Annotated in this window: 22 protein-coding genes and 1 tRNA gene; 5 read left to right on the top strand and 18 right to left on the bottom strand. The window is 44.9% G+C overall.

Annotated elements, in window-relative coordinates:
• Positions 1 to 47: 47 nt before the first annotated feature.
• From BHV83_RS06970 to BHV83_RS06955, 4 genes are all read right to left on the bottom strand, one after another.
• Positions 48 to 1,082 (bottom strand): DUF6340 family protein, encoded by a 1,035-nt coding sequence (locus BHV83_RS06970; protein ID WP_036618298.1) that lies wholly within the window; start codon positions 1,080 to 1,082, stop codon positions 48 to 50.
• 38 nt (positions 1,083 to 1,120) lie between these two features.
• A complete protein-coding gene (locus BHV83_RS06965; RefSeq protein WP_005858771.1) occupies positions 1,121 to 1,972 on the bottom strand; it encodes a sugar phosphate isomerase/epimerase family protein in 852 nt (283 codons plus the stop codon).
• A 34-nt stretch (positions 1,973 to 2,006) separates the two neighbouring features.
• On the bottom strand, positions 2,007 to 3,977 hold the full coding sequence (locus BHV83_RS06960; protein ID WP_005858773.1) for a sensor histidine kinase: 1,971 nt from the start codon (positions 3,975 to 3,977) through the stop codon (positions 2,007 to 2,009).
• A gap of 185 nt (positions 3,978 to 4,162) precedes the next feature.
• Entirely contained in the window at positions 4,163 to 6,784 is a 2,622-nt protein-coding gene (locus BHV83_RS06955) for a valine--tRNA ligase (protein WP_286757064.1), read from the bottom strand.
• Between the two features lie 367 nt (positions 6,785 to 7,151).
• Here BHV83_RS06955 and BHV83_RS06950 point away from each other — a divergent pair, with 367 nt between their 5' ends.
• From BHV83_RS06950 to mazG, 3 genes are all read left to right on the top strand, one after another.
• On the top strand, positions 7,152 to 8,066 hold the full coding sequence (locus BHV83_RS06950; protein ID WP_122143981.1) for an RluA family pseudouridine synthase: 915 nt from the start codon (positions 7,152 to 7,154) through the stop codon (positions 8,064 to 8,066).
• A 21-nt stretch (positions 8,067 to 8,087) separates the two neighbouring features.
• Positions 8,088 to 10,175 carry a protein-disulfide reductase DsbD family protein gene (locus BHV83_RS06945; RefSeq protein ID WP_122143982.1) on the top strand — a complete coding sequence of 696 codons (2,088 nt, stop codon included), beginning with the start codon at positions 8,088 to 8,090 and terminating at the stop codon, positions 10,173 to 10,175.
• A gap of 70 nt (positions 10,176 to 10,245) precedes the next feature.
• A complete protein-coding gene (gene mazG / locus BHV83_RS06940) occupies positions 10,246 to 11,031 on the top strand; it encodes a nucleoside triphosphate pyrophosphohydrolase (RefSeq protein WP_122143983.1) in 786 nt (261 codons plus the stop codon).
• Positions 11,032 to 11,141: 110 nt separating this feature from the next.
• On the opposite strand, the gene BHV83_RS06935 is transcribed toward mazG, so the two are convergent.
• From BHV83_RS06935 to BHV83_RS06875, 13 genes are all read right to left on the bottom strand, one after another.
• Positions 11,142 to 11,615, bottom strand: a complete 474-nt coding sequence (locus BHV83_RS06935) for a hypothetical protein (RefSeq protein ID WP_005858783.1) — start codon at positions 11,613 to 11,615, stop codon at positions 11,142 to 11,144.
• A 46-nt stretch (positions 11,616 to 11,661) separates the two neighbouring features.
• On the bottom strand, positions 11,662 to 12,054 hold the full coding sequence (locus tag BHV83_RS06930; protein WP_286757059.1) for a hypothetical protein: 393 nt from the start codon (positions 12,052 to 12,054) through the stop codon (positions 11,662 to 11,664).
• A 47-nt stretch (positions 12,055 to 12,101) separates the two neighbouring features.
• Complete coding sequence (locus BHV83_RS06925) at positions 12,102 to 12,653, bottom strand: RNA polymerase sigma factor (protein WP_008777938.1); 552 nt, start codon at positions 12,651 to 12,653, stop codon at positions 12,102 to 12,104.
• A gap of 18 nt (positions 12,654 to 12,671) precedes the next feature.
• Positions 12,672 to 12,755, bottom strand: a tRNA-Leu gene (locus BHV83_RS06920).
• Between the two features lie 143 nt (positions 12,756 to 12,898).
• Positions 12,899 to 14,539 (bottom strand): chaperonin GroEL, encoded by a 1,641-nt coding sequence (gene groL, locus BHV83_RS06915; RefSeq protein WP_005858786.1) that lies wholly within the window; start codon positions 14,537 to 14,539, stop codon positions 12,899 to 12,901.
• A 41-nt stretch (positions 14,540 to 14,580) separates the two neighbouring features.
• On the bottom strand, positions 14,581 to 14,850 hold the full coding sequence (locus BHV83_RS06910; RefSeq protein WP_005858788.1) for a co-chaperone GroES: 270 nt from the start codon (positions 14,848 to 14,850) through the stop codon (positions 14,581 to 14,583).
• 188 nt (positions 14,851 to 15,038) lie between these two features.
• Positions 15,039 to 16,469 (bottom strand): glycoside hydrolase family 30 protein, encoded by a 1,431-nt coding sequence (locus BHV83_RS06905; protein ID WP_005868497.1) that lies wholly within the window; start codon positions 16,467 to 16,469, stop codon positions 15,039 to 15,041.
• A 134-nt stretch (positions 16,470 to 16,603) separates the two neighbouring features.
• Positions 16,604 to 17,959, bottom strand: coding sequence for a histidine--tRNA ligase (gene hisS / locus BHV83_RS06900; protein ID WP_005868495.1), 1,356 nt, complete (start codon positions 17,957 to 17,959; stop codon positions 16,604 to 16,606).
• Between the two features lie 175 nt (positions 17,960 to 18,134).
• A complete protein-coding gene (locus BHV83_RS06895; RefSeq protein ID WP_005868492.1) occupies positions 18,135 to 18,821 on the bottom strand; it encodes a zinc metallopeptidase in 687 nt (228 codons plus the stop codon).
• 120 nt (positions 18,822 to 18,941) lie between these two features.
• Positions 18,942 to 20,213, bottom strand: coding sequence for an adenylosuccinate synthase (locus BHV83_RS06890; RefSeq protein WP_036651340.1), 1,272 nt, complete (start codon positions 20,211 to 20,213; stop codon positions 18,942 to 18,944).
• A gap of 33 nt (positions 20,214 to 20,246) precedes the next feature.
• A complete protein-coding gene (locus BHV83_RS06885) occupies positions 20,247 to 20,702 on the bottom strand; it encodes a Fur family transcriptional regulator (RefSeq protein ID WP_286757051.1) in 456 nt (151 codons plus the stop codon).
• Between the two features lie 55 nt (positions 20,703 to 20,757).
• Positions 20,758 to 21,453, bottom strand: coding sequence for a DNA alkylation repair protein (locus BHV83_RS06880; RefSeq protein ID WP_286757049.1), 696 nt, complete (start codon positions 21,451 to 21,453; stop codon positions 20,758 to 20,760).
• A gap of 3 nt (positions 21,454 to 21,456) precedes the next feature.
• Entirely contained in the window at positions 21,457 to 23,517 is a 2,061-nt protein-coding gene (locus BHV83_RS06875) for a dipeptidyl-peptidase 3 family protein (protein ID WP_195205799.1), read from the bottom strand.
• A gap of 169 nt (positions 23,518 to 23,686) precedes the next feature.
• Between BHV83_RS06875 and mnmA the strand changes: the two genes are divergently transcribed.
• Positions 23,687 to 24,763: a tRNA 2-thiouridine(34) synthase MnmA gene (gene mnmA / locus BHV83_RS06870; protein WP_005868490.1), complete on the top strand. Its 1,077-nt coding sequence runs from the start codon at positions 23,687 to 23,689 to the stop codon at positions 24,761 to 24,763.
• 80 nt (positions 24,764 to 24,843) lie between these two features.
• Here the strand turns inward: mnmA and BHV83_RS06865 are convergent, their stop codons facing one another.
• Complete coding sequence (locus BHV83_RS06865; RefSeq protein ID WP_008772599.1) at positions 24,844 to 25,785, bottom strand: ribose-phosphate pyrophosphokinase; 942 nt, start codon at positions 25,783 to 25,785, stop codon at positions 24,844 to 24,846.
• A 112-nt stretch (positions 25,786 to 25,897) separates the two neighbouring features.
• Here BHV83_RS06865 and BHV83_RS21835 point away from each other — a divergent pair, with 112 nt between their 5' ends.
• Entirely contained in the window at positions 25,898 to 26,314 is a 417-nt protein-coding gene (locus tag BHV83_RS21835; protein ID WP_005868488.1) for a DUF8440 family protein, read from the top strand.
• Positions 26,315 to 26,477: the final 163 nt, after the last annotated feature.

Genomic DNA, 26,477 nt, shown 5'->3' with positions numbered 1-26,477 from the left:
TATTCGAATATGCGTCAAAAGTAATAATAATTCACCGAATAACGCCGTTAATCCTCACCAAATTGCACATTTAGTTTCTTATCGGAACGAATTCGTTCGGCCAACGCCTGCACATAGAGTTCCAATAATTTGGTACTCTTATCATTATCACCACTATTACGCTTGAATAAATCGTATGATTTATGAGCCCACTCATAGGCTTCTTTTAAATCTCCTCTCATCTCATGGCATAGGGCCAGATTAGAGGCCGCCTTCGCCCGGCTTTTCCAGTTTTCCGTACCCCGGTAAAGCCCGGACCAACGATCTTCCGCCATATCCCATTTCTCATTAGCCGCATAAGCGGAAGCCTCTTTCCAACGTGAACCCATTCCGGTAAAGTACCAACGAGTCTCCTTCTCCCAATGAGGAACAAAATTAGCGTAGACCTTCGCCCCGAAATATTTACCGGCCCCACGCAAAGCATTCTCCGGAGAGGGCAATACCTTATCCAAGATCGGCATATAATCCGCACTTTCCGCCCAATAAATACTATCTTTCATATGTACCGTCGCCAGTGGAGCCTCACGATCGGGAACGTAACTGCGTATCACGCCAGCCATCTGCACGTCGATCATTCCCATTACATACCCTTCGCCCAAGGTACCTACGCTTTTCTTCATATCGAACAGCAAGCGGTCGATGGAGATAACCGCATCGGCACCGGTCTCATCGCATAGCGACGCTACTTGCCCTTGGGTAAGTTTCGTATCCAGAAACGCCTGATTATCTTTTCGAACCGCATCATGGTAAAGCAATACGTCGTTAAAATAAGAAGCCTCCACGATAGCCTCCCCTAAAGTACGGCAAGCGTCAAACAGCGCACTATCCGCTTTCGCTTTGCAAGTATCCTGCTTTTCTCCCTGCAAGGTGTATTCGTAACCCGCATCCTCCGGTTGGGGAACGGCATTGTTTACGATAAGTACCTTAGCGACATTCTCAGGAAACGTCACCTCCGCAGGATTATACGTCTCGATACCTACATAATTAATCGTGCTACAAGCGGACAACAAACCCGCTATGCCTATAAAAAGAATGCTTCTCATCTTCATCTATTTAAAAGGGGGCGATTTACGCCCCCACATTATGTCAAATCACTCACAGCCTTGAAATAGCCGATAGACTCCGCGATCCCCAAGAATGGGTCTTTCATGTCTTTCTCGTATTCCAAGCTACACATTCCCGTGTAATTAACTTCCCGCATCATACGGATCAGCGCAGGGAAGTCGATCTTTCCACGACCGATCTCGATCCCGACTCCCGCCTTCGAAGAATCCGTCACGTCCTTGATATGCATATCAAACACCCGGGTATGGTATTTCTTCAAGTCGGCCACAGGATCACAGCCGTTTCGCAAGTCATGTCCGACATCCAGACACATACCGATACGGGGGTCTAAATCCTTCGTATGCTCCCAAACGTCCGTAGCGTCGGGATACGTCTTAATATCAGGACCGTGCAAGTGGATGGCGTAATGGAAATCATACTCCTTCACTTTTTTATCCACATAGGGTAAAAGCTCGTAATTCGGGACACCGACGATCAACTTCACTCCTACCCGCTTCGCATAATCAAACGCACGGTCTATCTCTTCCTCGCTCTTCATATAAATAGGACCTACGGCATATCCCGTCACTTTATGGGCAGCGCATTTATCATGAAAAGCCCGAATCTGCTCATCCGTACTATTCAACGGCAAATGGAAATCCTTGATGCAAAGATAATGGATATCTAATCGTTCCAACGTCTTCAACGTCGTATCTAAATCAAAATTAACGAAAGTATATCCCGCCATTCCCAGATGGAATGGATTTACGGCCTTCGGGGCTTTTGGCTTTACAGGGTCCGGCAAAGCGGCCCGGGCGATCGTGGAGGTACCTAATAAAAGGGCACCCGCCAATCCTTGTTTAAAAAATGTACGTCTTGAGTGTTTCATGGTCTATTACAATATTATATATAATGTATACTGTTTATCTTGGGAAAATAACGCTAAAGGTAGAGCCTACCCCTTGCTGGGAAGTCACTTCTATACGACCGCCGAGCTTTGTGACCAAAGCCTTGGAGATAGCCAATCCCAAGCCGACTCCATTGGTCCATTGCGTCAACTTGACAAAACGATCGAAAACCCGTTCCAATTGGTCGTCCGGGATTCCCTCGCCTGTATCCGTCACATAAAAGCGGATTTCCTGCTCCGTCACGTCATACCCGAAGCAAATATAACCTTTTTTCGTGTGCTTGATAGCATTCGTCAATAAATTAGTGAGGACTTGCGTTAATCTACTCCGATCGGTATAAAGCGTAAAAGGTTGGCAATCATCCAATCGAAGTTCTACATTTTCGGGCATACGTAATAAAATGATACTATAGATATCTTTCATTAAAGCCTTCATTTCATGATTCGCCAAAACGAAAGTCAACGTATTCGACTCGATTTTCGATATATCCAATACGTCTTCTATCAAGCGTTGCAACAATTCATTATTACTTTGTATAATATTGGAGAGTTCATGACGAGTTTCCGCATCTTCCTCATCGGCGATCACCTGCGAGAATCCGACGATGGCGTTCAATGGCGTCCTGATCTCATGATTCATGTTTGCCAAGAACGCAGATTTCAGGTGATCCGCCTCCTCCGCTTTCTCTTTTGCGATCTTTAATCGTATCCCCGCACGATGACGGGCATAGGCGACTATACCCAAGCCCGCACATAGTAACAACACCAAGACAAATCCTCCTCGAAGCATCAAGATACGGACACGCGACTTTTCCGCCTCTAGCTCCAGTTTCTTACTTTGTATCTCTAGTTTTTCCACCTCTCGTTGGGTTTTCAACTTCGCTAAATCCTCGTAATATTTTACCCGCATAATCGAGTCGTGCACTTCTTTAGAATCTCTGTAAGCCCTAGCCGCTTCCATCCCTCTTCCAAGCTTATAATAGAGATCCGCCTTAAAATCCTCCACTGAGACCCAATCACTAAAGCGTTTCTTATCCAAGAGCATTAGTTCCAATTTGTTCGCCAAATCAATGGCCTTCTCATATTTCCCCGCTAAAGCGTAATAATTCATCCAAAGGAATTGAGGCAGGATTTGCTCGGCATTCATATTATTCTTCTTTTCGATATCCTCCATCATCCTCAAGTGCTGATAAACCAAGGAAGGCTCTTTTTCCGCCACGTAATACTGGGCCGAGTAATAATGATAGCGATCTTTTAAAAAAGCGACAGTATGTTCCGCATCCAATTGAGTAATGTCCTCTTTCTCGCACTCTTGTATGCAAGAATCCAATTTATTCAAATACTCCAATCGCAAATCCTTCGTAAGCAACAGCCGTAACACGTAATACCAACGCATCCTAGAGGCATTACGTTCTTCCATGCGAGATAAGATCTCCCGGCTTAATTGAATACCCTCCTCATCCAATCCTATATTAAAATAGAAATTCGCTAAAGCTTGGTTTGCCATATCCACCCCATCCGGATAATTAAAATAGGTCGCAAGATTCCTCAAGCTATCCACCTCCCGGATTACCAATCCCTGCATCCCCTCATTCGCTAAAGAATAGATATTCCATCCTTTCGCCCTACATAATTCCTCGATCCGGTTTGTCGCGATGAAAAGGGGTTCCGCTATTTTCAAATATATTCGCAAGCTATCCGGATCTTGCATATAGTAATAACGCATCAAGAATAGTAAGGCATTTCCTTTGTAATAATCGTTACGTTGCCTCTGTGCCTCTTCTAGTAGCAAATCCGCATATACTTTATATACTTTGTTATGCGTATTGGCATAAAGTAATTCGTTCAAGCGTATTAGTTTACTACTATCCGGCAAAACCTTGATTTCTCTTCGTAAGCTATCGACAAACGTGTCACCTTTCGCCCTATCCGGAATAAGCAAAGTTAGAATCAACGTCCAACAACCAATAAAAAACAATCTCTTCATATATACCTTGAAAAGTTAGCACGACTATCCATTATTCAATGCCCGGCAAGTTAATAAAAATTTAAATGCCAAGACATCAACATAAACAAGTTTAATATCACATTTTCAACTTATACAACAAAAAGCCTATATCAACCAAAAAAAGATTGATATAGGCTCTTATTTCAAAGAAACGGCCGTTCTATTTATTTTGTCAAGGCAGCGATACTTTCCTCGATAGACTTAATCTTCGATTCGGCATCGGCTTGCTTTTTCTTCTCCATCTCGATTACTTTCGCCGGGGCTTTGCTCACGAAGTTCTCATTGCCTAATTTCTTCATGACAGAAGCCAAGAAACCTTTTTGGTATTTCAATTCTTCTTGAAGCTTAGCCAACTCTTCCTCCACATTGATCAGATTGCCTAAAGGTACGGCATATTCAGTCGTACGGACCAAGAACGATACAGCACCGGCCGCTTTCTCCTCTACCTTGGAGATGGAAGAGAGATTGCACATCTTAGCGATTACGGCGTTGAACGCCTCATTGTGCTCACCCACGATCTGCAATTCCAGCGCATCCTTATTCGGTATATTCTTTTGCAAACGAATGGTACGGACACCACCAACGATCTCTTTCACGATCTCGAAAGCATCCAAATAAGCGCTATCCGCAACAGCTACTTCCGGCATTTGGGCAACCATCAAGCTCTCACCTTCCTTGCGAGGCTCAAGGGCTTGCCATAATTCCTCGGTAATAAACGGCATGAAAGGATGAAGCAAACGAAGCAAGGCATCGAAGAAACCTAACGTAGCCTCATAAGTAGCCTTGTCGATCGGCTGCTGATACCCCGGTTTTACCATCTCCAGATACCATGAGGAGAACTCATCCCAGAACAATTTATAGACAGCCATCATCGCTTCGCTCAGACGATATTTACTGAAAGAGTCGTCTACCTCGGCAATCGTCTTATCCAACTGCGTCTTGAACCATTTCACGGCGATAGCGGAAGCCTCCGGCTGAGCGATCGTATCGTCTACCGTCCAGCCCTTCACCAAGCGGAAAGCATTCCATATCTTATTATTGAAGTTACGTCCTTGCTCACACAAAGCATCATCGAAAGGAATATCATTTCCGGCAGGAGCCGCAAGCATCAAGCCCATACGCACGCCGTCCGCACCGTATTGCTCGATCAATTGCAACGGATCGGGAGAGTTTCCTAAAGATTTGGACATCTTACGTCCCAGCTTATCGCGAACGATACCCGTAAAGTAGACGCTCTTGAACGGCATTTTCCCTCTGTACTCATAGCCGGCCATAATCATACGGGCTACCCAGAAGAAGATGATATCCGGTCCGGTTACCAAATCACTGGTCGGATAGTAATAATTGATTTCCTCGTTATCCGGGTTATTGATACCGTCGAACAGGGAGATCGGCCACAACCAAGAGGAGAACCAAGTATCCAATACGTCCTCGTCCTGACGCAAATCAGACATGGTCAGATTCGGGTTACCACATTTCTCTTTCGCCAGTTCCAAAGCTTTCTCTTCCGTCTCGGCTACCACGTAACCACCTTCCGGCAAGAAGTAAGCCGGGATACGGTGTCCCCACCAAAGCTGACGGCTGATACACCAGTCCTTGATATTCTCCATCCAATGGCGGTAGGTGTTCTTGAACTTCGGCGGATAGAACTTGATATCGTCCTTCATGACCGGCTCCAAGGCGATCTGGGCTAGATGTTCCATCTTCAAGAACCATTGCATAGACAATTTCGGTTCGATAGGCACGTTCGTACGCTCCGAGAAACCCACCTTGTTCTCGTAAGCCTCTACCTTCTCCAAAAGACCGGCGTTACGCAAGTCTTCCTCGATCTGCTTGCGGACATCGAAACGATCCATGCCCACGTACAGGCCGGCGGCCTCGCTAAGCGTACCGTTATCGTTGAATATATCAATAGAAGGCAAATTATATTTCTCGCCCAGCATATAGTCGTTTACATCGTGCGCGGGGGTCACTTTCAAACAGCCCGTACCGAACTCTATATCCACGTAATCATCCTCGATCACCGGAATCTCACGGCCTACCAGCGGAACGATCACTTTCTTTCCTCTCAGATGTTGGTTCTTCGGGTCGTTCGGGTTGATACACATCGCTGTATCTCCCATAATCGTCTCCGGACGGGTAGTAGCAACTATGGCATATCCCTCCTCGCCTACGATCTTATAGCGAAGATAGTACAACTTGCTATGCTCTTCCTTATAGATAACCTCCTCATCGGACAGGGCCGTCAGCGCCTTAGGGTCCCAATTCACCATACGCACGCCCCGGTAGATCAAGCCCTTCTTATATAGATCGACAAAAACCTTGATGACGCTTTCCGAACGTTTCTCGTCCATCGTGAACGCCGTACGATCCCAATCGCAGGAAGCCCCCAATTTACGAAGCTGCTTCAAGATGATACCGCCATGCTCCTCTTTCCATTCCCAAGCGTGCCGCAAGAACTCGTCGCGCGTCAGATCGGTTTTCTTGATTCCTTGCCCGGCCAAACGATTCACTACCTTCGCCTCCGTAGCGATCGAGGCATGGTCCGTACCCGGTACCCAACAAGCGTTCTTACCCATCATACGGGCACGGCGAACCAAGATATCTTGGATCGTATTGTTAAGCATATGTCCCATGTGCAATACGCCGGTGACGTTAGGGGGCGGGATTACAATCGTATACGGCTCACGGCCGTCTGGCTTTGACTTAAAGAAGCCGTTATCCAACCAATACTGATACCACTTCCCCTCTACTTCAGCGGGATTGTACTTACTAGCGATTTCCATATTTTTATAACTAATTAGTCTTTACACATTTCTCGATCCGCGAAAGTACAAAAAATATAGACAAAAAACGCTGAGCATCGGGAAATATAGTCGGCCGAGACAATAGGCATTCTCTCTCGGATACGCCACTATTCTATAAACCACGACATGGTTTGTACAGACCAAGTCGTGGTTTATACAGATCACGACGTGATTTATAAAGACCACGCCGCTATTTTGAAAATAGAGTGAATGGCAATTACTTTTACATCCGGGGATTTGAAGGTTTATTCCTATAACAAGCAAACTATTTATAACGGTTTTTCTATTCCACGCTATTGCAGTTTCGCGTAAATGCCTGTATCTTCGCGTACTATAAAAAATAGATATGAGAAAGCGATCTGAGTATAAAGGAGGGGATAATCGACGTAAACCCTCTAAAGAACGACAGGTAACGGTGGGTGAAAGTAACACTTTGCTACCTTTCCTGTTCGAGTTATTAAAAGAACAAAGCCGTTCATCCGTGAAAGGATTATTGAGCAGGGGACAGATCTCGGTAAACGGGAAAGTCACCCGGCAGTTCGATGCCCCGCTGAACCCTAACGATACGGTCGGGATCAACTATGGAAGAGGGAAGGTGGAATTCAACAATCCGTTACTTAGAATTGTTTGGGAAGATGATGACCTCATCGTGATCAACAAGCGGGAAGGTTTGCTATCCGTATCTACCGATCGTATCAAAGAGCGTACGGCCTACCGTATCCTGAGCGATTACTTGAAAGAATGCGACCCTCGCAACAAGATATTCGTCTTGCACCGTCTGGACCGAGACACATCGGGTATCATGATGTTCGCCAAGAACCAGAAGGTAAAAGAGCAACTACAGTCCAACTGGAGCGAGGCTATCACGCAACGGACCTACGTGGCCGTGATAGAGGGACGGCCGGAGAAAGACACGGATTTGATCGTATCCAACCTCGTGGAGAACAAGCATATGCAAGTGTACGTGACACAAGATGGTGACGGGAAGGAAGCGATCACACGCTACCGACTGTTACAAACGAACAATAGCTATTCGCTTCTGGAACTGGAACTGGAAACGGGACGTAAGAACCAAATCCGCGCCCAGATGCAATCTATCGGTCACCCGGTAGCCGGCGACACCAAATATGGAGCGGAGACGAATCCTGCGGGACGTTTGATGCTTCATGCCCGTAAACTCTGTTTTATCCACCCGGTAACGGGAGAGGAAATGCGTTTTGAGACCCGGATTCCGGAGATCTTTTCATCAACAGCAAAGTAACTTTAGCAATAAATAATAAAAATGAAGAAACTCATCAGTTCGATCATGCTAGCGCTATTAGCGCTGGTAGCGCAGGCACAAATACTTACGCCTGTCAAATGGAAAATTAAACTAGACGACAAGGGTGGCGCACCCGAGAAAGAGATCGTCTTTACCGCCACGGCGGACAAAGGTTGGCACCTGTATGACATGAACCTGCCGGAAGGAGGTCCTGTATCTACATCTTTCACATTCGAGACATTGAATGGAGCTGAACTGATTGGCCAACCGGTTCCTTCTGTAAAGCCGACCACGGTTTACGACGAGCAATTCGCCATGAACCTTCGTTGGTATCCGGGTACGGTATCGTTCATCCAAAAACTAAAAATTACCGATCCCGCTAAATTCAAGGTAGAGGGCGAGGTGGAATTTATGGCTTGTAATGACGAGACTTGCCTTCCCCCAGATCAAATACCTTTCTCTTTCGATAAGAAAAGTATCCATCTAGATCCAGCTCTGGCAGCTAACAGCTCGACTACAGAGGTGGATAAAGAGGACGCCACGGCCATACAGCCGGATACGCAAGTCGTAGCGGAAGATGCTAGCGAGTTGAACACTCCGGACCCTGCCGCTAAAGAGACACCGGCTATGACATCTCCCAAAGCGTCCGACAGCTTAACCGATAGCCCGAATCTTTGGTCTCCGGTGATCGACCAATTGAAAGCGTTCGGTGATTCTACGGTATCGGCGGCAGATACCTCTTGGTTATTCATCTTCTTCGCAGGTTTCTTAGGTGGTTTGATCGCCTTATTGACTCCTTGCGTTTGGCCGATGATCCCTATGACGGTTAGCTTCTTCCTGAAACGTACGAAAGATCGTAAGAAAGCGATTCGCGACGCTATCACCTATGGATTATCTATTATCGTAATCTATTTGGTTATGGGCTTGTTAATTACCGGTATCTTCGGAGCGAGCGCATTGAATGATTTATCAACGAACGCGATCTTTAATATCCTGTTCTTCTTGTTGCTGGTAGTATTCGCAGTCTCCTTCTTCGGAGCCTTCGAGCTGGTATTACCTGCGTCATGGACCAGTAAATTGGATAGCAAGGCCGATTCAACGACCGGTATATTGAGTATTTTCTTTATGTCGTTTACGTTGGTATTGGTATCTTTCTCTTGTACGGGTCCGATTATCGGAACCTTGTTGGTACAGGCAGCTTCTATGGGTACGGCGGTAGGACCGGCTATCGGTATGTTTGGTTTCGCCTTGGCGTTATCCATCCCGTTCAGTGTCTTCGCCATCTTCCCGAATATGCTGCAAAGTATGCCGAAATCCGGCGGATGGTTGAATTCAGTGAAGGTCGTATTGGGCTTCTTGGAGTTGGCATTGGCTTTGAAGTTCCTTTCCGTAGCGGACTTAGCGTATGGTTGGCGTTTACTAGACCGTGAGGCTTTTATCGTGCTTTGGATCGTGATCTTCAGCTTATTGGGTGTTTATTTATTAGGAAAGATCAAGTTTAGCCATGATAGCGAAGTAAAATATGTATCTGTTCCTCGTCTGTTTATGGCGATTATCTCTTTCGCTTTCGCCATTTACATGGTTCCGGGACTTTGGGGCGCTCCGTTAAAGGCGATCAGCGCATTCGCTCCTCCGTTGTATACACAAGATTTCAATCTATACAAAAACGAGGTACACGCCGCATTCGACGATTATGAATCCGGTATGGCTTATGCCAAGAAGGTAAATAAACCCGTCATGATCGACTTCTCCGGTTTCGGTTGCGTAAACTGCCGTAAGATGGAGGCTTCCGTTTGGACGGATCCTAAGGTGAAGCAAATGCTAGAAAATGATTACGTGCTAATCACTCTCATGGTAGACGATAAGACGAAACTCCCGCAACCCATCGAGATCCAAGAGAACGGAAAGACTCGTAAGCTGAAGACGATCGGTGATAAATGGAGTTATTTGCAACGAAGCAAGTTCGGTTCTAACGCCCAGCCATTCTACATCTTATTGAATGACGAGGGACAGCCGCTCGGACCTTCATACGCATTCAATGAGGATGTTTCCAAATACATCCAGTTCCTTCAAAACGGATTGAAAGAATTCAAGAAAGAACAACAATAAAACACATACAGAGGGCAGGGTAGAACCCGGCCCTCTTTCTTTTACAATCATTATCGAATAAGTAAATAATATGGCAACTAGAGAAGAGAAGATGGAAGCCTTCGGGCAATTACTCGACATTCTGGATGAATTACGAGTAAAATGCCCATGGGATCGTAAACAGACAAACGAGAGCCTCCGCACGAATACGATCGAGGAAACCTATGAATTATGCGAGGCCCTGATGCGTGAGGATAACACAAACATAAAAAAGGAATTAGGAGACCTGTTATTGCACATCGTCTTTTACTCCAAGATCGGCGAGGAAAAAGAAGCTTTCGATATCAAGGATGTCTGCGACAGCCTTTGCCAGAAACTGATTTACCGCCATCCACACGTATTCGGAGATACCTCCGCCGATACCGCCCAAAAGGTAGAGCAAAGCTGGGAGCAGCTTAAATTGAAAGAAAGGGGGGGTAACAAAACCGTGCTGGAAGGTGTTCCCGCTTCCCTCCCATCCGTAGTAAAAGCGCATCGTATCCAAGATAAGGCCCGTAACGTAGGTTTCGACTGGGAACAACGGGATCAAGTATGGGATAAGGTACAGGAGGAATTTAATGAGTTGAAAACCGAGATAGACAGGATGGACGCAGATAAGATGGAAGCTGAGTTCGGAGATCTCTTCTTTAGCTTGATCAACGCTGCCCGCCTATACAAAATAAACCCGGACAACGCATTGGAACGCACGAACCAGAAGTTTATCCGCCGTTTTAATTATCTGGAGGAACATACGATCCAAGAAGGTCGTTCCTTGAAAGATATGACATTGGAGGAAATGGATCAACTGTGGAATGAGGCCAAGGCCAAAGGCTTATAAAGCAAGGATAAGGGCAAAACAAAAGGGGAACCGACATCACGTCGCCACCCCTCCCTTAACTTAAACGCCAAAACTAAATCTAAACAAAAAACACAAATAATGATAATATTTTACTTTTTCTGTTTCTCTTCCTTCTTGTTGTCCCGACCACTCTTCATAAAATTCCGGACAAACTTATATTCCGCATTTCGGTATTTATAGACCTTTTCGGGAGAAAGTATCTTCTTGAATCTCTCAAAATACTCTTTTTCCAACTGTGCCTCTTTTATCTCAACATCCAGACATTCGTCTATCACTTTGTTATAATCAGCATCTGTCGGATTCTCCTTATGTCGAATTTCTTTTGATAACTTACGACATTCACGACCTACCTCAAATTTTTTCTGTCGCAACTCATTGCATAAAGGAATAAATTGTGCAGCTTCCTCAGGTGTAAGGCCAACTTCAGCCGTAATAAAAGCATTCCGCCTTGCTTCGAATGCTTCTCTATCAAAATGTCTTTGCTCTTTCTTCTCTTGTGCCGTAGCATTGAAAGAGAGTAGAACCGAAATCGCTACAAATGTAATGAAAAATATTTTATTCATACAAGTATTATTACAAAAATCTTCGATAAAATTACTATTTTAAACTTTATTCAGAATAGGAAAGTTCCTCTTCTAAAAGATAATTAGCGTATTGAGCTTCCAAATACTCCAAATACTCCTCATCTTCTTCCGCTTCAATAGCGTCTAAAGCCGTTGTCGGGACTTCCGTCCGGACCAGTAAAGAATCAGACGCAGTACTACCATCGGAACCGTTTATTCCCACGATAGCCTTGAAAAACAAACCAAGACCAGCGAATACCGCAGCCATGTACAACCACGGACGAACACGATCCATCAAGGAAATCCGTTTCGCCCTCTCCTCCGGCTTCTCGGGGAGCTGACTCATGATCCGCTCCGTAAGCCCTTCCATATACCCTTCCGGTACAGTGAAAGGATTAGTTCCTTTCAAGCGATCTAGGTTGTTTTCTTCTTTTTTCATACTTTTTCTCTTTTTATATTGCTTTGACAGCGATTCGGGCAAAAGGTTTAAACCTCTTTTGTTAAAAACTCCTCGATTTTTTTCACCGCATGATGATACGAGGCCTTCAAAGCCCCGACAGAGGTACCTAGTATCTCGGACATCTCCTCGTACTTCATCTCCTCGTTATACTTCATATTGAAAACCAAGCGTTGTTTCTCCGGCAAGGTAAGAATAGCGTTTTGCAATCTTACCTGTATCTCGTCACCATCGAAGTATTCATCACCTTTCAAACGATCCAGCAAAAAGGTATCCGCATCGTCGATAGATACGTTATTCATATTTCGCTGTTTATTCAGGAAAGTAATGCACTCGTTGATCGCGATCTTATAAAGCCATGTAGATAATTTGGCCTCACCACGAAAAAGCTCGATGTTCGTCCAAGCTTTCAAAAATGTATTTTGGAGTAAGTCGTTCGCATCCTCATGATCCAGTACCATCTTTCGTATATGCCAATACAACTTCTCGCCATACAAGCTTACGACCTTGGCGAAGGCCTCACGTTGTCGGGCCGGGTCCCGGAGCTGTACTACAATTTCGTCTTCTGTATAGGATTGCATTTTTTCTATTTTGGGAAGTGCCCAGAACAGGACTCGAACCTGCACGATCGCAAAACCACTCGCACCTGAAACGAGCGCGTCTACCAATTCCGCCACCTGGGCTTTTTTTAATCATTCTGAAGCGCAACCTATCGGTATTGCGCATACAAAGGTAATCGTTTTTTCCAATTAGCAAGCAAATGAAAATAAAAAAAGCGACCGTCCCTTCCGGAACGGCCGCCCATATCATTAATCACGGGAGTCGATTACATCATACCGCCCATTCCGCCACCCATACCCGGGTTCATCGGAGGCATAGCCGGAGTCTCTTCTTTCTTCTCTGCGATCACACACTCTGTAGTCAAGAACATACCAGCGATAGAAGCAGCGTTCTCCAATGCTACGCGAGTTACCTTAGCCGGGTCGATTACACCAGCCTCGCACAAATTCTCGAAACAGTCCTTACGAGCGTTGTAACCGAAGTCGCCCTTGCCTTCCTTCACTTTCTGAACGATAACGGCACCTTCCTTACCAGCGTTAGCTACGATCTGGCGAAGCGGCTCCTCGATAGCGCGCTTAACGATCTCGATACCTGTAGTCTCGTCCTCGTTGTCGCCCTTCATACCTTCCAATGCATCGATAGCACGGATATAGGCAACACCACCACCGGGCACCGTACCTTCTTCGATAGCGGCACGAGTTGCGTGTAATGCGTCATCCACACGGTCTTTCTTCTCTTTCATCTCAACCTCAGAAGGAGCACCTACGTAAAGAACAGCTACACCGCCGGCCATCTTAGCCAAACGCTCTTGCAATTTCTCTTTATCATAATCAGATGTCGTATTCTCCATCTGGATCTTGATCTGGCCGATACGAGCTTGGATAGCCTCCTTGTCACCAGCACCATTTACAATGGTAGTGGTATCTTTGTCTACCGTGATCTTCTCAGCGGTACCTAGCATATCCATTGTAGCACCTTCCAATTTCAAACCTTTCTCCTCAGAGATAACCGTACCGCCTGTCAATACAGCGATATCTTCCAACATAGCCTTACGACGGTCGCCGAAGCCCGGAGCCTTAACAGCGCAGATCTTCAAGGAACCACGCAGACGATTCACTACCAATGTAGCCAAAGCCTCGCTGTCGATATCCTCAGCGATGATCAAAAGAGGACGTCCGCTCTGTACGGTCGGCTCAAGGATAGGAAGAAGGTCTTTTAATACGGAGATCTTCTTGTCATAAATCAAGATATACGGATTCTCCATCTGGCACTCCATCTTCTCTGTATCCGTTACGAAGTACGGAGAGATATAACCGCGGTCGAACTGCATACCCTCAACTACGTCAACTGTAGTTTCAGTACCTTTAGCTTCCTCAACCGTGATAACACCTTCAGTCTTCACACGTTGCATAGCCTCCGCGATCAACTTACCGATAGCCTCGTCACCATTTGCGGAGATCTTCGCTACATGCTCGATCTTCTCGAACTTATCACCTACAGCCTCAGCTTGGTTAGCGATGCTCTCTACAACCTTAGCGACAGCCTTGTCGATACCACGTTTCAAATCCATCGGGTTCGCTCCGGCAGTAACGTTCTTTAAACCGACACCAATGATAGACTGAGCCAAAACCGTAGCTGTAGTCGTACCGTCACCGGCGTTATCGTTTGTCTTGGAAGCCACTTCCTTAACCAATTGAGCACCCATGTTCTCGAACGGGCAAGTCAATTCCACTTCTTTAGCAACCGTTACACCATCTTTCGTGATGTGAGGAGCTCCGAATTTCTTCTCGATAATTACGTTACGACCTTTCGGGCCTAATGTTACCTTAACGGCATTAGCCAACTCATCCACACCTTTCTTCAAAAGGTCGCGGGCATCCATATCGTATTTAATCTCTTTTGCCATGATTGTATTTCTTTTTTAATATTGTTGTTTATAAAAATGAATTAGATAATAGCTAAAACGTCTGCTTGGCGCATGATCAAGTATTTCTCACCGTCTAGTTCGATTTCCGTACCCGCATACTTACCATACAATACGTTATCACCAACCTTTACAACCATCTCCTCGTCTTTCGTTCCGTTACCTACGGCTACAATCTCACCCTTTAAAGGTTTTTCCTTTGCTGAGTCAGGAATAATAATTCCACCTAATGTTTTCTCTTCCGCAGCGGCCGGCTTAATCAGCACGCGGTCTGCTAATGGTCTAATGTTCATTTTCTTGGTATTTTAAATGTTAATAATATTACTTTTTTAGTTATGAACTTTATGTTCACGCCTAAGCCTATGCGAATAGTGTGCCAAACGAATTCACCCGGGTTCGACTGACAATATTTCGGACGAAATGGACAAATATCCGAAGAGATAACTGACAACTTGTCTTTTTGCATCTCTCAAAAGGATAATCAATCGACCAGCAGCGTATTCATGGAATATGCTTTTACGATCGGAGTATAGACTCGATCGCCGATGCGAATGGAAAGAGAATGATCATCACTGGTCTCATTGGCGATAATCAAGGCGATACTGTTATCCGGGTTACGGAATGCCAGCAGATTCGTATAAGCTCCTTCCGTTTCTAATTTATACGCACCGGGCTGGACATAATGGCTGACATGTTTCATCACGTAGTATTCCGGAGTATATCGATAGCTCTTGGTTTGCGGATCTACGACAACCAATGAGTTTTGCTCCCATCCCCAACGACTGATCCCTCCATTTTCCAAAGATATATTCCAATACATATAGGCAGAAACGCCATTATCCAGAAAATGTCGCATCAACCCCCAAGAATACATGGCACCCTTCCAATCGTTCTTGCCATCTCCACATTCTTGCTCGGTTTGGTAAAGCTTCAACCCGGGATAACGTTTGTGGATTCCGGTGATAGCTCCCTTCCCCGCCCATTGGAAACCGACACCTTTTACATATTTACCACTAACAGGATCTGTCAATACCGTATCAACAAGCGACTCATTCGCACGTTCCATCGTGCCGAACATAATTTCCACTCCTTGAACCTGCATGGCCGGCCCGAGATAATTACCGATAAAATTAGCCAAAGAAGCCGATGTCCAACAACAACTCGGGAATATTTGCGCAGAGTTGAACTCGTTTTGGGGCATTACGGCAAAGATTGGAATTCCTTGTTTCTTATAGGCCTCGATAAATTTAGAGAAATAGAGGGCATAGGCTTTCAGGTAAAGAGGGTCTTGGATAAACATATCCGTACCTTCATGGCCGACCTTATCGGCCGGCAAACCATTTCGATACTTCTCGTCATAATTCTCACCCGTATAGGCAGAGGCATAGTGTTTGTTATATTTCATCCAAGCGGGAGGGCACCACGGAGAAGCCCACAAGCGTAAATCTGGTTGATACTTTTGGGCGTTCTTGATAAAAGGGATCAAGGTTTGTTGGTCATTGGCGATGGTAAAATGTTCCATCGTGAAATCACCATCTACCTCGTCATACGAATACCAATCACGGGAGAAATCATTTGCTCCTACAGGCATCCGGCAAATCGTGAAGTTGGCTCCGACTCCGGGGAAGAAAAGCTCTTCCATGATTTCCTCACGTACACTTGGCTCCAGCTTACTCAAGGAAAGCCAACCTAATTCATTAAAACAGGCTCCGAAACCATCAATTTGTTGTTGATGCTTTTCTGTTAGAATTGTTATATCAATATTAGGTATCGTATCCGCAAGGGCGGAGATCAGATCGGGTTGCTCAGCCCAAGGGGTATTCTCGGTTGTCGTTACCCACTCGGCACGGGGGGTGAAAGAGCAGGAAGAAAAGTATAAAGATATTGAGAGTATAAAAACAGGTATTTTCATGGTCGTTTCATTAATTTATAAGTTTAGAACCATTTGAACACGGACTACACGGATGACACGGAACACACGGTATTAGTATTTATCCGTGTGTTCCGTGTCATCCGTGTAGTCCGTGTTCCATAATCCACTATTCTCTAAAAGCGTTCTATCAACTCCTCGATAGTCACAAGGGTTTGCTCACCCGTGAGCATATTCTTTAAGTTGATTTTATTCTCGGCCATCTCATTCTCTCCGACTATCGCGACGAACGGGATTTTCTTAGCGTCCGCATATCCCATTTGCTTTTTCATCTTAGCAGGCTCCGGATATAGCTCCGTACGAATACCGGCCTTGCGAACCTTAGCGATCAGCGGCAATAAATGAATCTCCTCTTTCTGTCCGAAGTTCACGAATAGAAGCTGTGTAGTCTTCAAAGACCCTTCCGGATATAAATCCAATTGGTTCAATACATCAAAGATACGATCAGCGCCGAAAGAGAAACCGACACCAGATACGCCTTCCATGCCAAATACCCCTGTCAGGTTGTCATAGCGACCACCACCTGTGATACTACCGATCTGTACGTCCAAGGCTTTCACCTCGAAAATCGCACCTGTATAATAGTTTAAGCCACGAGCCAATGTCAGATCAAGCTCTAATTCCGCACGGATTGGCGTATGAGAGATGCGCTCCAAGATAAAATCCAATTCGGCTACACCTTTCAAACCAGTCTCAGACGCAGATAATACCTCTTTCAAGGTAGCGATCTTTTCTTGATTTGAACCCTGCAGCATAATGATCGGCTGCAAACGCTCGATCGCCTCCTCGGGTAAACCCTTGGAACGAAGCTCTTCATTCACGTTGTCCAAGCCAATCTTATCCAGCTTGTCGATAGCTACCGTAATGTCTACGATCTTATCCGCCTCGCCTATGATTTCGGCAATACCGGAAAGGATCTTACGATTGTTCATCTTGATACACACACGAATGCCAAAGCGATGGAACACCTCGTCCATAATCTGGATCAGCTCCACCTCATTGATCAAGGAATCAGACCCCACAACGTCGCCATCACATTGGTAGAACTCCCGGTAACGTCCCTTTTGCGGACGATCTGCACGCCAAACCGGTTGGATCTGGTAACGTTTGAACGGAAAACTGATCTCATTACGATGTTGTACCACGTAACGAGCGAACGGAACGGTCAAATCATAACGCAAGCCTTTCTCACAAGCCTTAGCAGCAAATCTCAACGGGTTCTTTTCCATTAACTCCTCATCTGAGATGCCCGCGAAACAATCTCCGGAATTCAATATCTTGAAAAGGAGCTTATCCCCTTCCTCACCATATTTCCCCATCAATGTAGAAAGGTTTTCCATGGCAGGAGTCTCTATTTGCTGGAAGCCATACAAGTGAAATACTTCACGGATCGTGTTGAATATATAATTACGTTTCGCCATTTCCTCCGGCGAAAAATCCCGGGTACCTTTGGGTATGGAAGGTTTTTGCATGATCTTATGTTTTAAATGATTATTCTGTCCGCAAAGGTAATGTTTTTGCTCGAAATAAATAAGAAAATAACAATGCCCACTGTAAGGAGCTTACAATCGCAGTTATAAGCATCTTACAATGGGCATTCTAACATCTTTATAATGGGCATTCGAGGAAAGCCTCCTCCGAGACTTATCAATCCCTGCTTCTTCCCCCCAAGAATATCATTATATAATATAATAATGTAGCAAGCGAACCTAACGCTGCGACCACGTACGTATAAGCGGCGGAACGTAAAGCGTCCTCTGCCTTATCATGCGTATAAGCATTTGTTATACCGGCATTGCTCAACCACGCTAAAGCACGTTGGCTGGCATTGATCTCGACCGGAAGCGTGATAAAGCTAAATAGCGTAGTCGTAGCGAACAAGATTATACCGAATAACAATAGCTGAGGAAACGTATGCAATAATAACATACCACCCAGCAACACCCATGTCATGATATTAGAGGCGAAACTAACAACCGGAACCAAAGCCGAACGCATCCGTAACGGAGCGTAAGCGGTAGCATGCTGCACGGCGTGACCGCACTCATGGGCGGCAACCGCAGCGGCGGCGATACTATTGCTATAATAAACCGACTCACTCAAGTTCACCGTCTGGTTAGCGGGATTGTAATGGTCCGTCAGATGTCCGGGTGTAGAAATCACCTTTACATCATAGATACCATTGTCATGCAACATCTTCTCAGCGACATCTTTTCCTGTCATGCCATTCGGCATAGGGATTTTCGAATACTTCTCAAACTTGCCCTGAAGGCGGGATGACACCAGCCAACTCAATAGCGCAAATCCAATAAATATAATCCAATACATACTCATAAATTTCTATCTTATTTAGTTTTATAAAACAACGACAAAAAGTTTGCCAAAGACAAAAATGGCAGGAGACACCCCTTGAGGAATGTGGTCTTCTGCCATTTTGTACGATTTATAACGAGTTTATTCTTCTGTATATCTGACAATCGTCTGTTCACGATCCGGTCCTACGGAAACGATCTTCACAGGCACACCCAGTTCTTCCTCCAAGAAAGAAAGGTAAGCGTTGAACTCCTCCGGGAACTCGTCCTCGCTCTGCATCTTCGTCATGTCCGTCTTCCAACCCGGTAACTCCACGTATACAGGTTCGATCGTATCATCGATCTCATACGGGAACTCATTAGTCTCGACACCATTCATCTTATAAGCCACGCAAGCCTTGATCGTATCGAAGGTATCCAACACATCACTTTTCATCATGATCAATTGGCTTACACCGTTGATCATCACGGCATATTTCAAGGCTACCAAATCAATCCAGCCACAACGACGTTTACGTCCCGTAACCGCACCGAACTCATGGCCTAATTGACCGATCTTATCTCCCACCTCATCAAACAACTCGGTCGGGAACGGACCGCTACCTACACGTGTACAATAAGCCTTGAAGATTCCATATACCTCACCGATATTCCGGGGAGAAACCCCCAGTCCCGTACAACATCCGGCACAGATCGTGTTAGAGGAAGTCACGAATGGATAAGAACCGAAGTCTATATCCAGCATCGTACCTTGAGCGCCTTCCGCCAAGACCGACTTGCCTTCCTTCAAATAGTTATTGATGACATGCTCGCTATCAATCAATTTGAATTGTTTGAGGTAGTTCAAGGCCTCCAGCCATTGAGCCTCCATCTCGGTTATATCATATTCATAGTTCAATGAACGCAAGATCGCTTCATGTTTTGCTTTAGCGGCCGCATATTTCTCTTCGAAGTTATGCAACAAATCGCCCACACGAACACCGTTACGGCTAATCTTATCCGTATAAGTCGGGCCGATACCCTTTCCTGTCGTACCGATCTTTCCGGAACCTTTTGCGGCCTCGTAAGCGGCATCCAAGATCCGGTGAGTAGGTAAAATTAGGTGAGCTTTCTTAGAGATATAAAGCTGCTTGGTGATATCGTGACCACTCGCTGCCAATGATTCCGCTTCCTGCTTGAACAATAACGGGTCCAGAACGACACCGTTACCGATTACGTTTATTTTTCCACCTTGGAAAATACCGGAAGGAATCGAACGTAACACATACTTTTCCCCGTTAAACTCCAATGTATGTCCGGCATTAGGGCCTCCTTGAAAACGAGTTACCACATCGTAATTCGGAGTCAGCACATCGACAACCTTGCCTTTGCCCTCGTCGCCCCATTGCAATCCTAACAAAACGTCTACTTTCATCTTTTCTATATTTATTATAGGCTATTAATATTCTTATTTAACTGACCTTTGCTGCTTAAACTTGCATTTACTGCACAGGCCATAAATGTACAAACAATAATACTCCGGCGTAAAACGAGAGACTTTCAAGTTTCTCATATCCGCTTTCAACGTACTGTTTCGCAGCTCCCGGATGGCCCCGCATCTCGTGCAAACCAAATGCGTATCGGCATAAATCCTCAACTCATATTGCACCGACTGGACGGTTATTTGATGACGCACCACCAAACCGGCATCAACCAGTACATCCAACGTATTATAGAGTGTAGCCTTACTGACATGGAAGTTGTCTTGCTCCAACCGATCCGAAAGCATACACATATCAAAATGCCCGGGAAAAGCACATATCTCCTTGAATATAGCATATCTCTCCTCGGTTTTCCGCAGTTTCTTCTCCGTTAGATATTCGGTAAACAACGCACGTATTTCCGTATAAACTTTCGCTTCCATCTCCTAAAGACCGCACAAACGACAAAGTTAGCGCATTTATTTTAAACGCAAAGCCTTACCGATAATATTCAAACTCGAATTTTAATTCATTATAGATTTCTTGTAATTCCGGCGTGTTTCCCGCAGCCTCCTGAAATTCCTTGAAACCGTCTAGGATCCTTTCCGCATTCCCCTCGGATTGACGCCCATAAAACTTCATGGCTTGAATAGACGCTTGTTTCTCTTTCAGCGTAGATTTAAAATCCTTAGTCTCCGCTAGACTACTTAAGGTTTCTGCCAAGAAAGATCCTAAAACCACAGAAGATAAGCTGCCACCTCGCTTAAAATTCTCGGCCCAAGTAAGAAAGGCGACCGTGCGAGCGAACTCATTTTTCTTATCAGCAACCAGATCAGACGTGAAGTCCTCCATATAAGGCAGATGAACGAACAAGTTCCGGCAACAATGCTCCGCGATCTCTAAATAAGGAATCTCCTTGACCCAACGTTTCGCCTCATCCAAAGGCAACGTCTCGGCAGGTTGGAGAAATGTCGCCAAGATCTTAAACTCACGAATATCTTCTTTCCATAGAGCCGCCGCCAGTTCTCCATTCGGTTTATGCTTGCGGGCGATTTCTTTTATTTCGGGGTATGGAACCCCGAAATTTAACTTATATACGATACCTTTCTCACGCATACTCGTAGAAATCACCCCGTTCATCGCCAAACGAAGTTGCTTGCGGATCTCCCTTATCTCGTCTTGTAAACTTTCCATCTATTAATTATTATAAGTCGGCAAGAAAGAATAATCACAGCCATAACGAAGCATCTGATCTGTATAACCTTCCGTGTAGTCCAAGACAATATCAGTAACCTCACCGTTAGAGTTCTTTACCTCTTTCATCACAGGGTTGACAAAACCTTTATAGGGAGCCAAGTTCAACTTAGCATAGCGCTCCAAGACCTCCGCATGCAGCTCCGGATCTACTTTCACGCCGTATCCTTCAACAAGATTCTTTCCGGCCGCATAGTCACCCTCACTCTTGATACGTTGAATCTCAGCGAGCAATGTTCCAAACAACTCACGTAACCTCGGATAGTCATTCACAACCACATAGGTCTTTCCATCCCGTTTTTTCAGTTCGATCACATTCGCTTCCTTCCCTTTCTCGTAAGCCCACTTAGCGATCAACTGACGGTTACGCATATGCGCCTCTTCTACATTCTTGCCTAGCTCGATGCGAACCAACTGGGTCATCAAGCCATTCATTATATATTTATAGTATTCCGATTTATAAGCCTCGCCGTCCGGAAGTAATCCCAGTTCCACCAGCTTCGGATCTGCCAAATAATACAGGCCAAACAAATCCGCACGGGTTTCCTCCAGTGTAGAGCTATAGGCTTTCAGCGCATCCGGGTCCGTATTTTCCAGCAATTTACCGGAACCATGTCCCAGACACTCATGTAAATCCGTATGTAGATTATCCGTTAAGAAACCGTACTGCCTCATACCGTTCCGCTCCACGTCACTCCAAACAAACTCTTCGCTAAAGCCATTTCCCTGAGATGCCTTATCATAAGCCTCCGTGATATTCTCTATCGTAACAGACTTCGAGCCATGATCTCGACGAATCCAATCCGCATTTGGCAAATTGATACCGATCGGGGTAGCCGGATAGCAATCACCTCCCAACATAGATACCGTGATTACCTTAGCGCTGACTCCTTTCACCTTCTCCTTCTTGAAACGCTTATCTACCGGAGAATGATCCTCAAACCATTGCGCATTATCACTGATGATTTTCGTACGCTTAGTCGCCTCCTTATTCGTAAAATTTACGGTAGACTCCCAGCTTGCTTTCATTCCTAACGGATCCCCATAAGTCTCGATAAAGCCATTCACGAAATCCACTTCCGAAGCTGTATCCTCTACCCAAAGGATCGAATAAGCATCGAAAGTCTTCAAATCGCCCGTTTGATAATATTCGATCAATTTCCCGATGATCGCTTTCTGCGTATCATTCTCGGCGAAAGGCAAGGCTTGTCGCAATTGATCTACGATTTTTTCTATCGCGGCGGAATAAAGCCCTCCTACTTTCCAAACCTTTTCAACGACCGTACCGTTCTCTTTTACCAAACGGCTATTCAACCCGTAAGAGATCGGCGAGATCGTATCTTTTCCCATCTTCATTTGCGCATAGAAGTCCTCTACCTCTTTTTGACTGATGCCTCCCCCGTAATAATTATTAGAAGAAGCTTTGATCAGATCACCGTCACCGCTTTGTACGCTACGCTTTGGCATAACGCCCGGATCAAAGATTACCGGAGCGATCTCGATCATGAACTGATCCACGTTTTGATTCTCACGAAGAGGTAACTTCTTAGCGTCGATTTGGTGAATACAATCCATCAAGAACTCAGGAGAAAACCCCGGGGCAAACTTGTCCAACGCATAATGATGATGGATACCACTGGAGAACCACACCCGTTTCAAATAGGTTTCCAAAGCCTTGAATTGAGGGTCCTCCCGATCTCCCTTATAATTCGTATAAATAGCCTCCAGTGTCCTGCGGATCGCCAGATTATAGCGTCCATTCTGATCGAAGAATATATCACGTCCCATCAAGGCCGCTTCGGAAAGATGATATAATAGTTGCTTTTGTCGCAAGGACAGGGATTCGAAACCCGGAACTTTATAGCGAAGAATCTCCAGATCAGCGAACTGATCCACTACATAATTGAACTCCTTATCGGAATTTTGAGATGCCGTATCCGACTGTTGGCCTGTACAAGCCGTCATAACCATAGCTGTCATAAGCGATAACATTATTTTTTTCATACTTACTACGATTTGCTTTTCCTATAATATATTACATCTAAAGTACATAGTTTGAAGGCCCGCATTCCAATAAGGGCCAACCGCAAAGATAGAGAATATACAGTCAATATCAAAGGTTTGAGATTTTTTCTCTACTTTTGTAAGTTCAAAAGCAAAGACAAAAAAGAGAATGGAAATAGCGGCATTAGTTTCAGGAGGAGTAGACAGCTCTGTCGTAGTGCATCAACTCAAAGAGGCAGGATACGATCCGACCATCTTCTATATCCGTATCGGTATGGAAGACAAGGATGGCTATATCGATTGCCCGGCGGAAGAGGATATCGAGATCACCTCATATATCGCCCGCAAGTATGGATGCCGGTTCGAGATCGTCTCCTTACACGACGAGTATTGGGATCGGGTGGTAAGCTATACGATCGAATCTGTCAAACGCGGTCTTACCCCTAACCCGGATATGATGTGTAATAAATATATCAAGTTCGGTTGTTTCGAGGAAAAATGGGGCAAGGATTTCGATAAGATCGCTACCGGTCATTATGCCACGACCACGGAGATAGACGGCAAGATATGGCTTTCTACCGCCAAGGACCCGGTAAAAGATCAGACTGATTTCTTAGGGCAAATCACCCGCCTACAGATACAGAAACTCATGTTTCCGATCGGGCATTTAATGAAAAGTGAGGTACGTGCCATCGCCGAGGCCCAGAAATTGCCGAGCGCCAAGCGTAAGGATAGCCAAGGCATTTGCTTCTTAGGCAAGATTAACTACAACGACTTTATAGAGCGTTATTTAGGAAAACGCCCGGGAAAAATCGTGGAACTAGAGACGGGTAAGGTCTTGGGTAAACACAATGGATATTGGTTCCATACGATCGGCCAACGTAAGGGATTGGGATTAAGTGGCGGCCCTTGGTTCGTTATCCAAAAAGACATTAAGCGAAATATCATTTATGTCTCCAACGGCTACGACCCGGAAACGCAATATGGTAAGGTGATCAATATGCAAGGCTTCGATTTCATCACGGAAGATCCATGGGGAGAATTTGAGGGTGAGAAAGAAATCACTTTCAAGATCCGTCATACCCCGGAATTTACGCATGGCTACATCCGTCGTATCGGAGATCTATATCGTGTAGAATCCGACGAAAAGATTCAAGGTATCGCTCCTGGCCAATACAGTGTAATCTACGACAAAGACCATCACTTATGTCTGGGCAGCGGCATGATTATTGATGAGACCAAGTAACACATATTCAGATTTATTCTAAATAAAAAACGGTCGCCTCCAAAAGGAAGCGACCGTTTTTATTTTTCTATCTTATTCTATTAAATAGCATATAAAGAGCTGATAGACTCACCACTACATACACGACGGATCGCCTCTGCAAACATGTCAGCAACAGATAACACCTTTACTTTCTCGCATTTCTTAGCGTAAGGAATAGAATCCGTAAAGATCATTTCCGTTAAAGCGGACTGATCTACACGAGTAGAAGCCGGATCAGACATCACAGCGTGGCTGGCGATAGCACGAACAGACTTCGCGCCATTCTCCAACATCAAGTTCGCGGCTTTCGTAATTGTTCCGGCCGTATCCACCATGTCATCAACCAAAAGGACATCCAAGCCCGTCACATCACCGATAATACGCATCTCGGCCACCTCATTGGCACGCAAACGAGATTTGTGGCAAATGACCATCGGCAAGCCTAAATACTTAGAATAGCTGCTGGCACGTTTCGTACCACCAACATCCGGAGTCGCGATACACAAGTTATCCAAAGGTAAAGACGTCTTGATATAGTCCAAGAATACGGAAGAAGCATATAAGTGATCCACCGGAACATTGAAAAATCCTTGGATCTGATCCGCATGAAGGTCCATCGTAATCAAACGATTGATACCTGCCGTGCTCAACATATCAGCGATCAACTTTGCGCCAATAGAAACACGAGGCTTATCCTTTCTATCCTGACGAGCCCAACCGAAGTAAGGGACTACAGCGATGATTGAATGTGCGGAAGCACGTTTAGCCGCGTCAATCATCAGAAGCAACTCCATCAGATTGTCTGAATTAGGGAATGTAGATTGTACTAAGAATACATCTCTACCGCGGATAGACTCTTCATAAGAAACAGAGAACTCACCATCGGCAAAGTGCTGGATATTCATCTGTCCCAGAGGACAACCTAAACTGTTGCAAATTTTCTCTGCAAGATACCGGGAGTTCGTTCCCGAAAACACCAAGAAAGGAGTTTGTGCACTCATTATTCCGAATATTTATCTTAAAGTGAATAGATTTGAATTGTGCCGCAAAAGTACAAAACTTATTTACAATAACCTCTTTATATTTGGAAAACTTTCTATATTTGCAACCGCAATGATGAAGTATTTACTCTATTTCTTCGTATTGGTAAGTGTATTTCTGACTTCGGGTTCTTCATCAACTCCCGAGAACCAACAGAAATACAACGATATTTACACCATGTACTCTCCGAATGAAGACAAGACGGAATACAATATCCCCCAAGCAGATATCGAACGATACGAAAAAGAGCTATACAACGGAAAACAAAGCTATAAGATGGAAGATGGCTATATCAGGGCTTCACTATTCCGCAACATCTCCACATCAAAAAACTCAAGGACAAACCTATCCTCATCCGCGGAAAGGATCGTACGGTTTATAAAAACTCAATATCCTAAAGAAAGACAAACATTCATTTCATTTTGTATAAATCCCCTTAAGTTCTCCTATGGGTACTATATCTATACTCTAAGACGTATTCTCATTTAAACTCTCTTTCCCCCTTATTTCCATCAAAAAAGTAGAAGATAGCACTTTAATGTCCGCTTTCTCACTATTCTTATTTTCTAGATTTCTCAAAGGGAACAGAATAAACATCTATTTTGTTTTCTTATTGGGTCATATAGGATAGTTATTATCAATTAATAATCAA

This window comes from Parabacteroides sp. merdae-related_45_40, assembly GCF_001915675.1.
The sequence above is the reverse complement of the archived record's forward strand: the minus strand, read 5'-3'. Positions and strand labels throughout refer to the sequence as shown.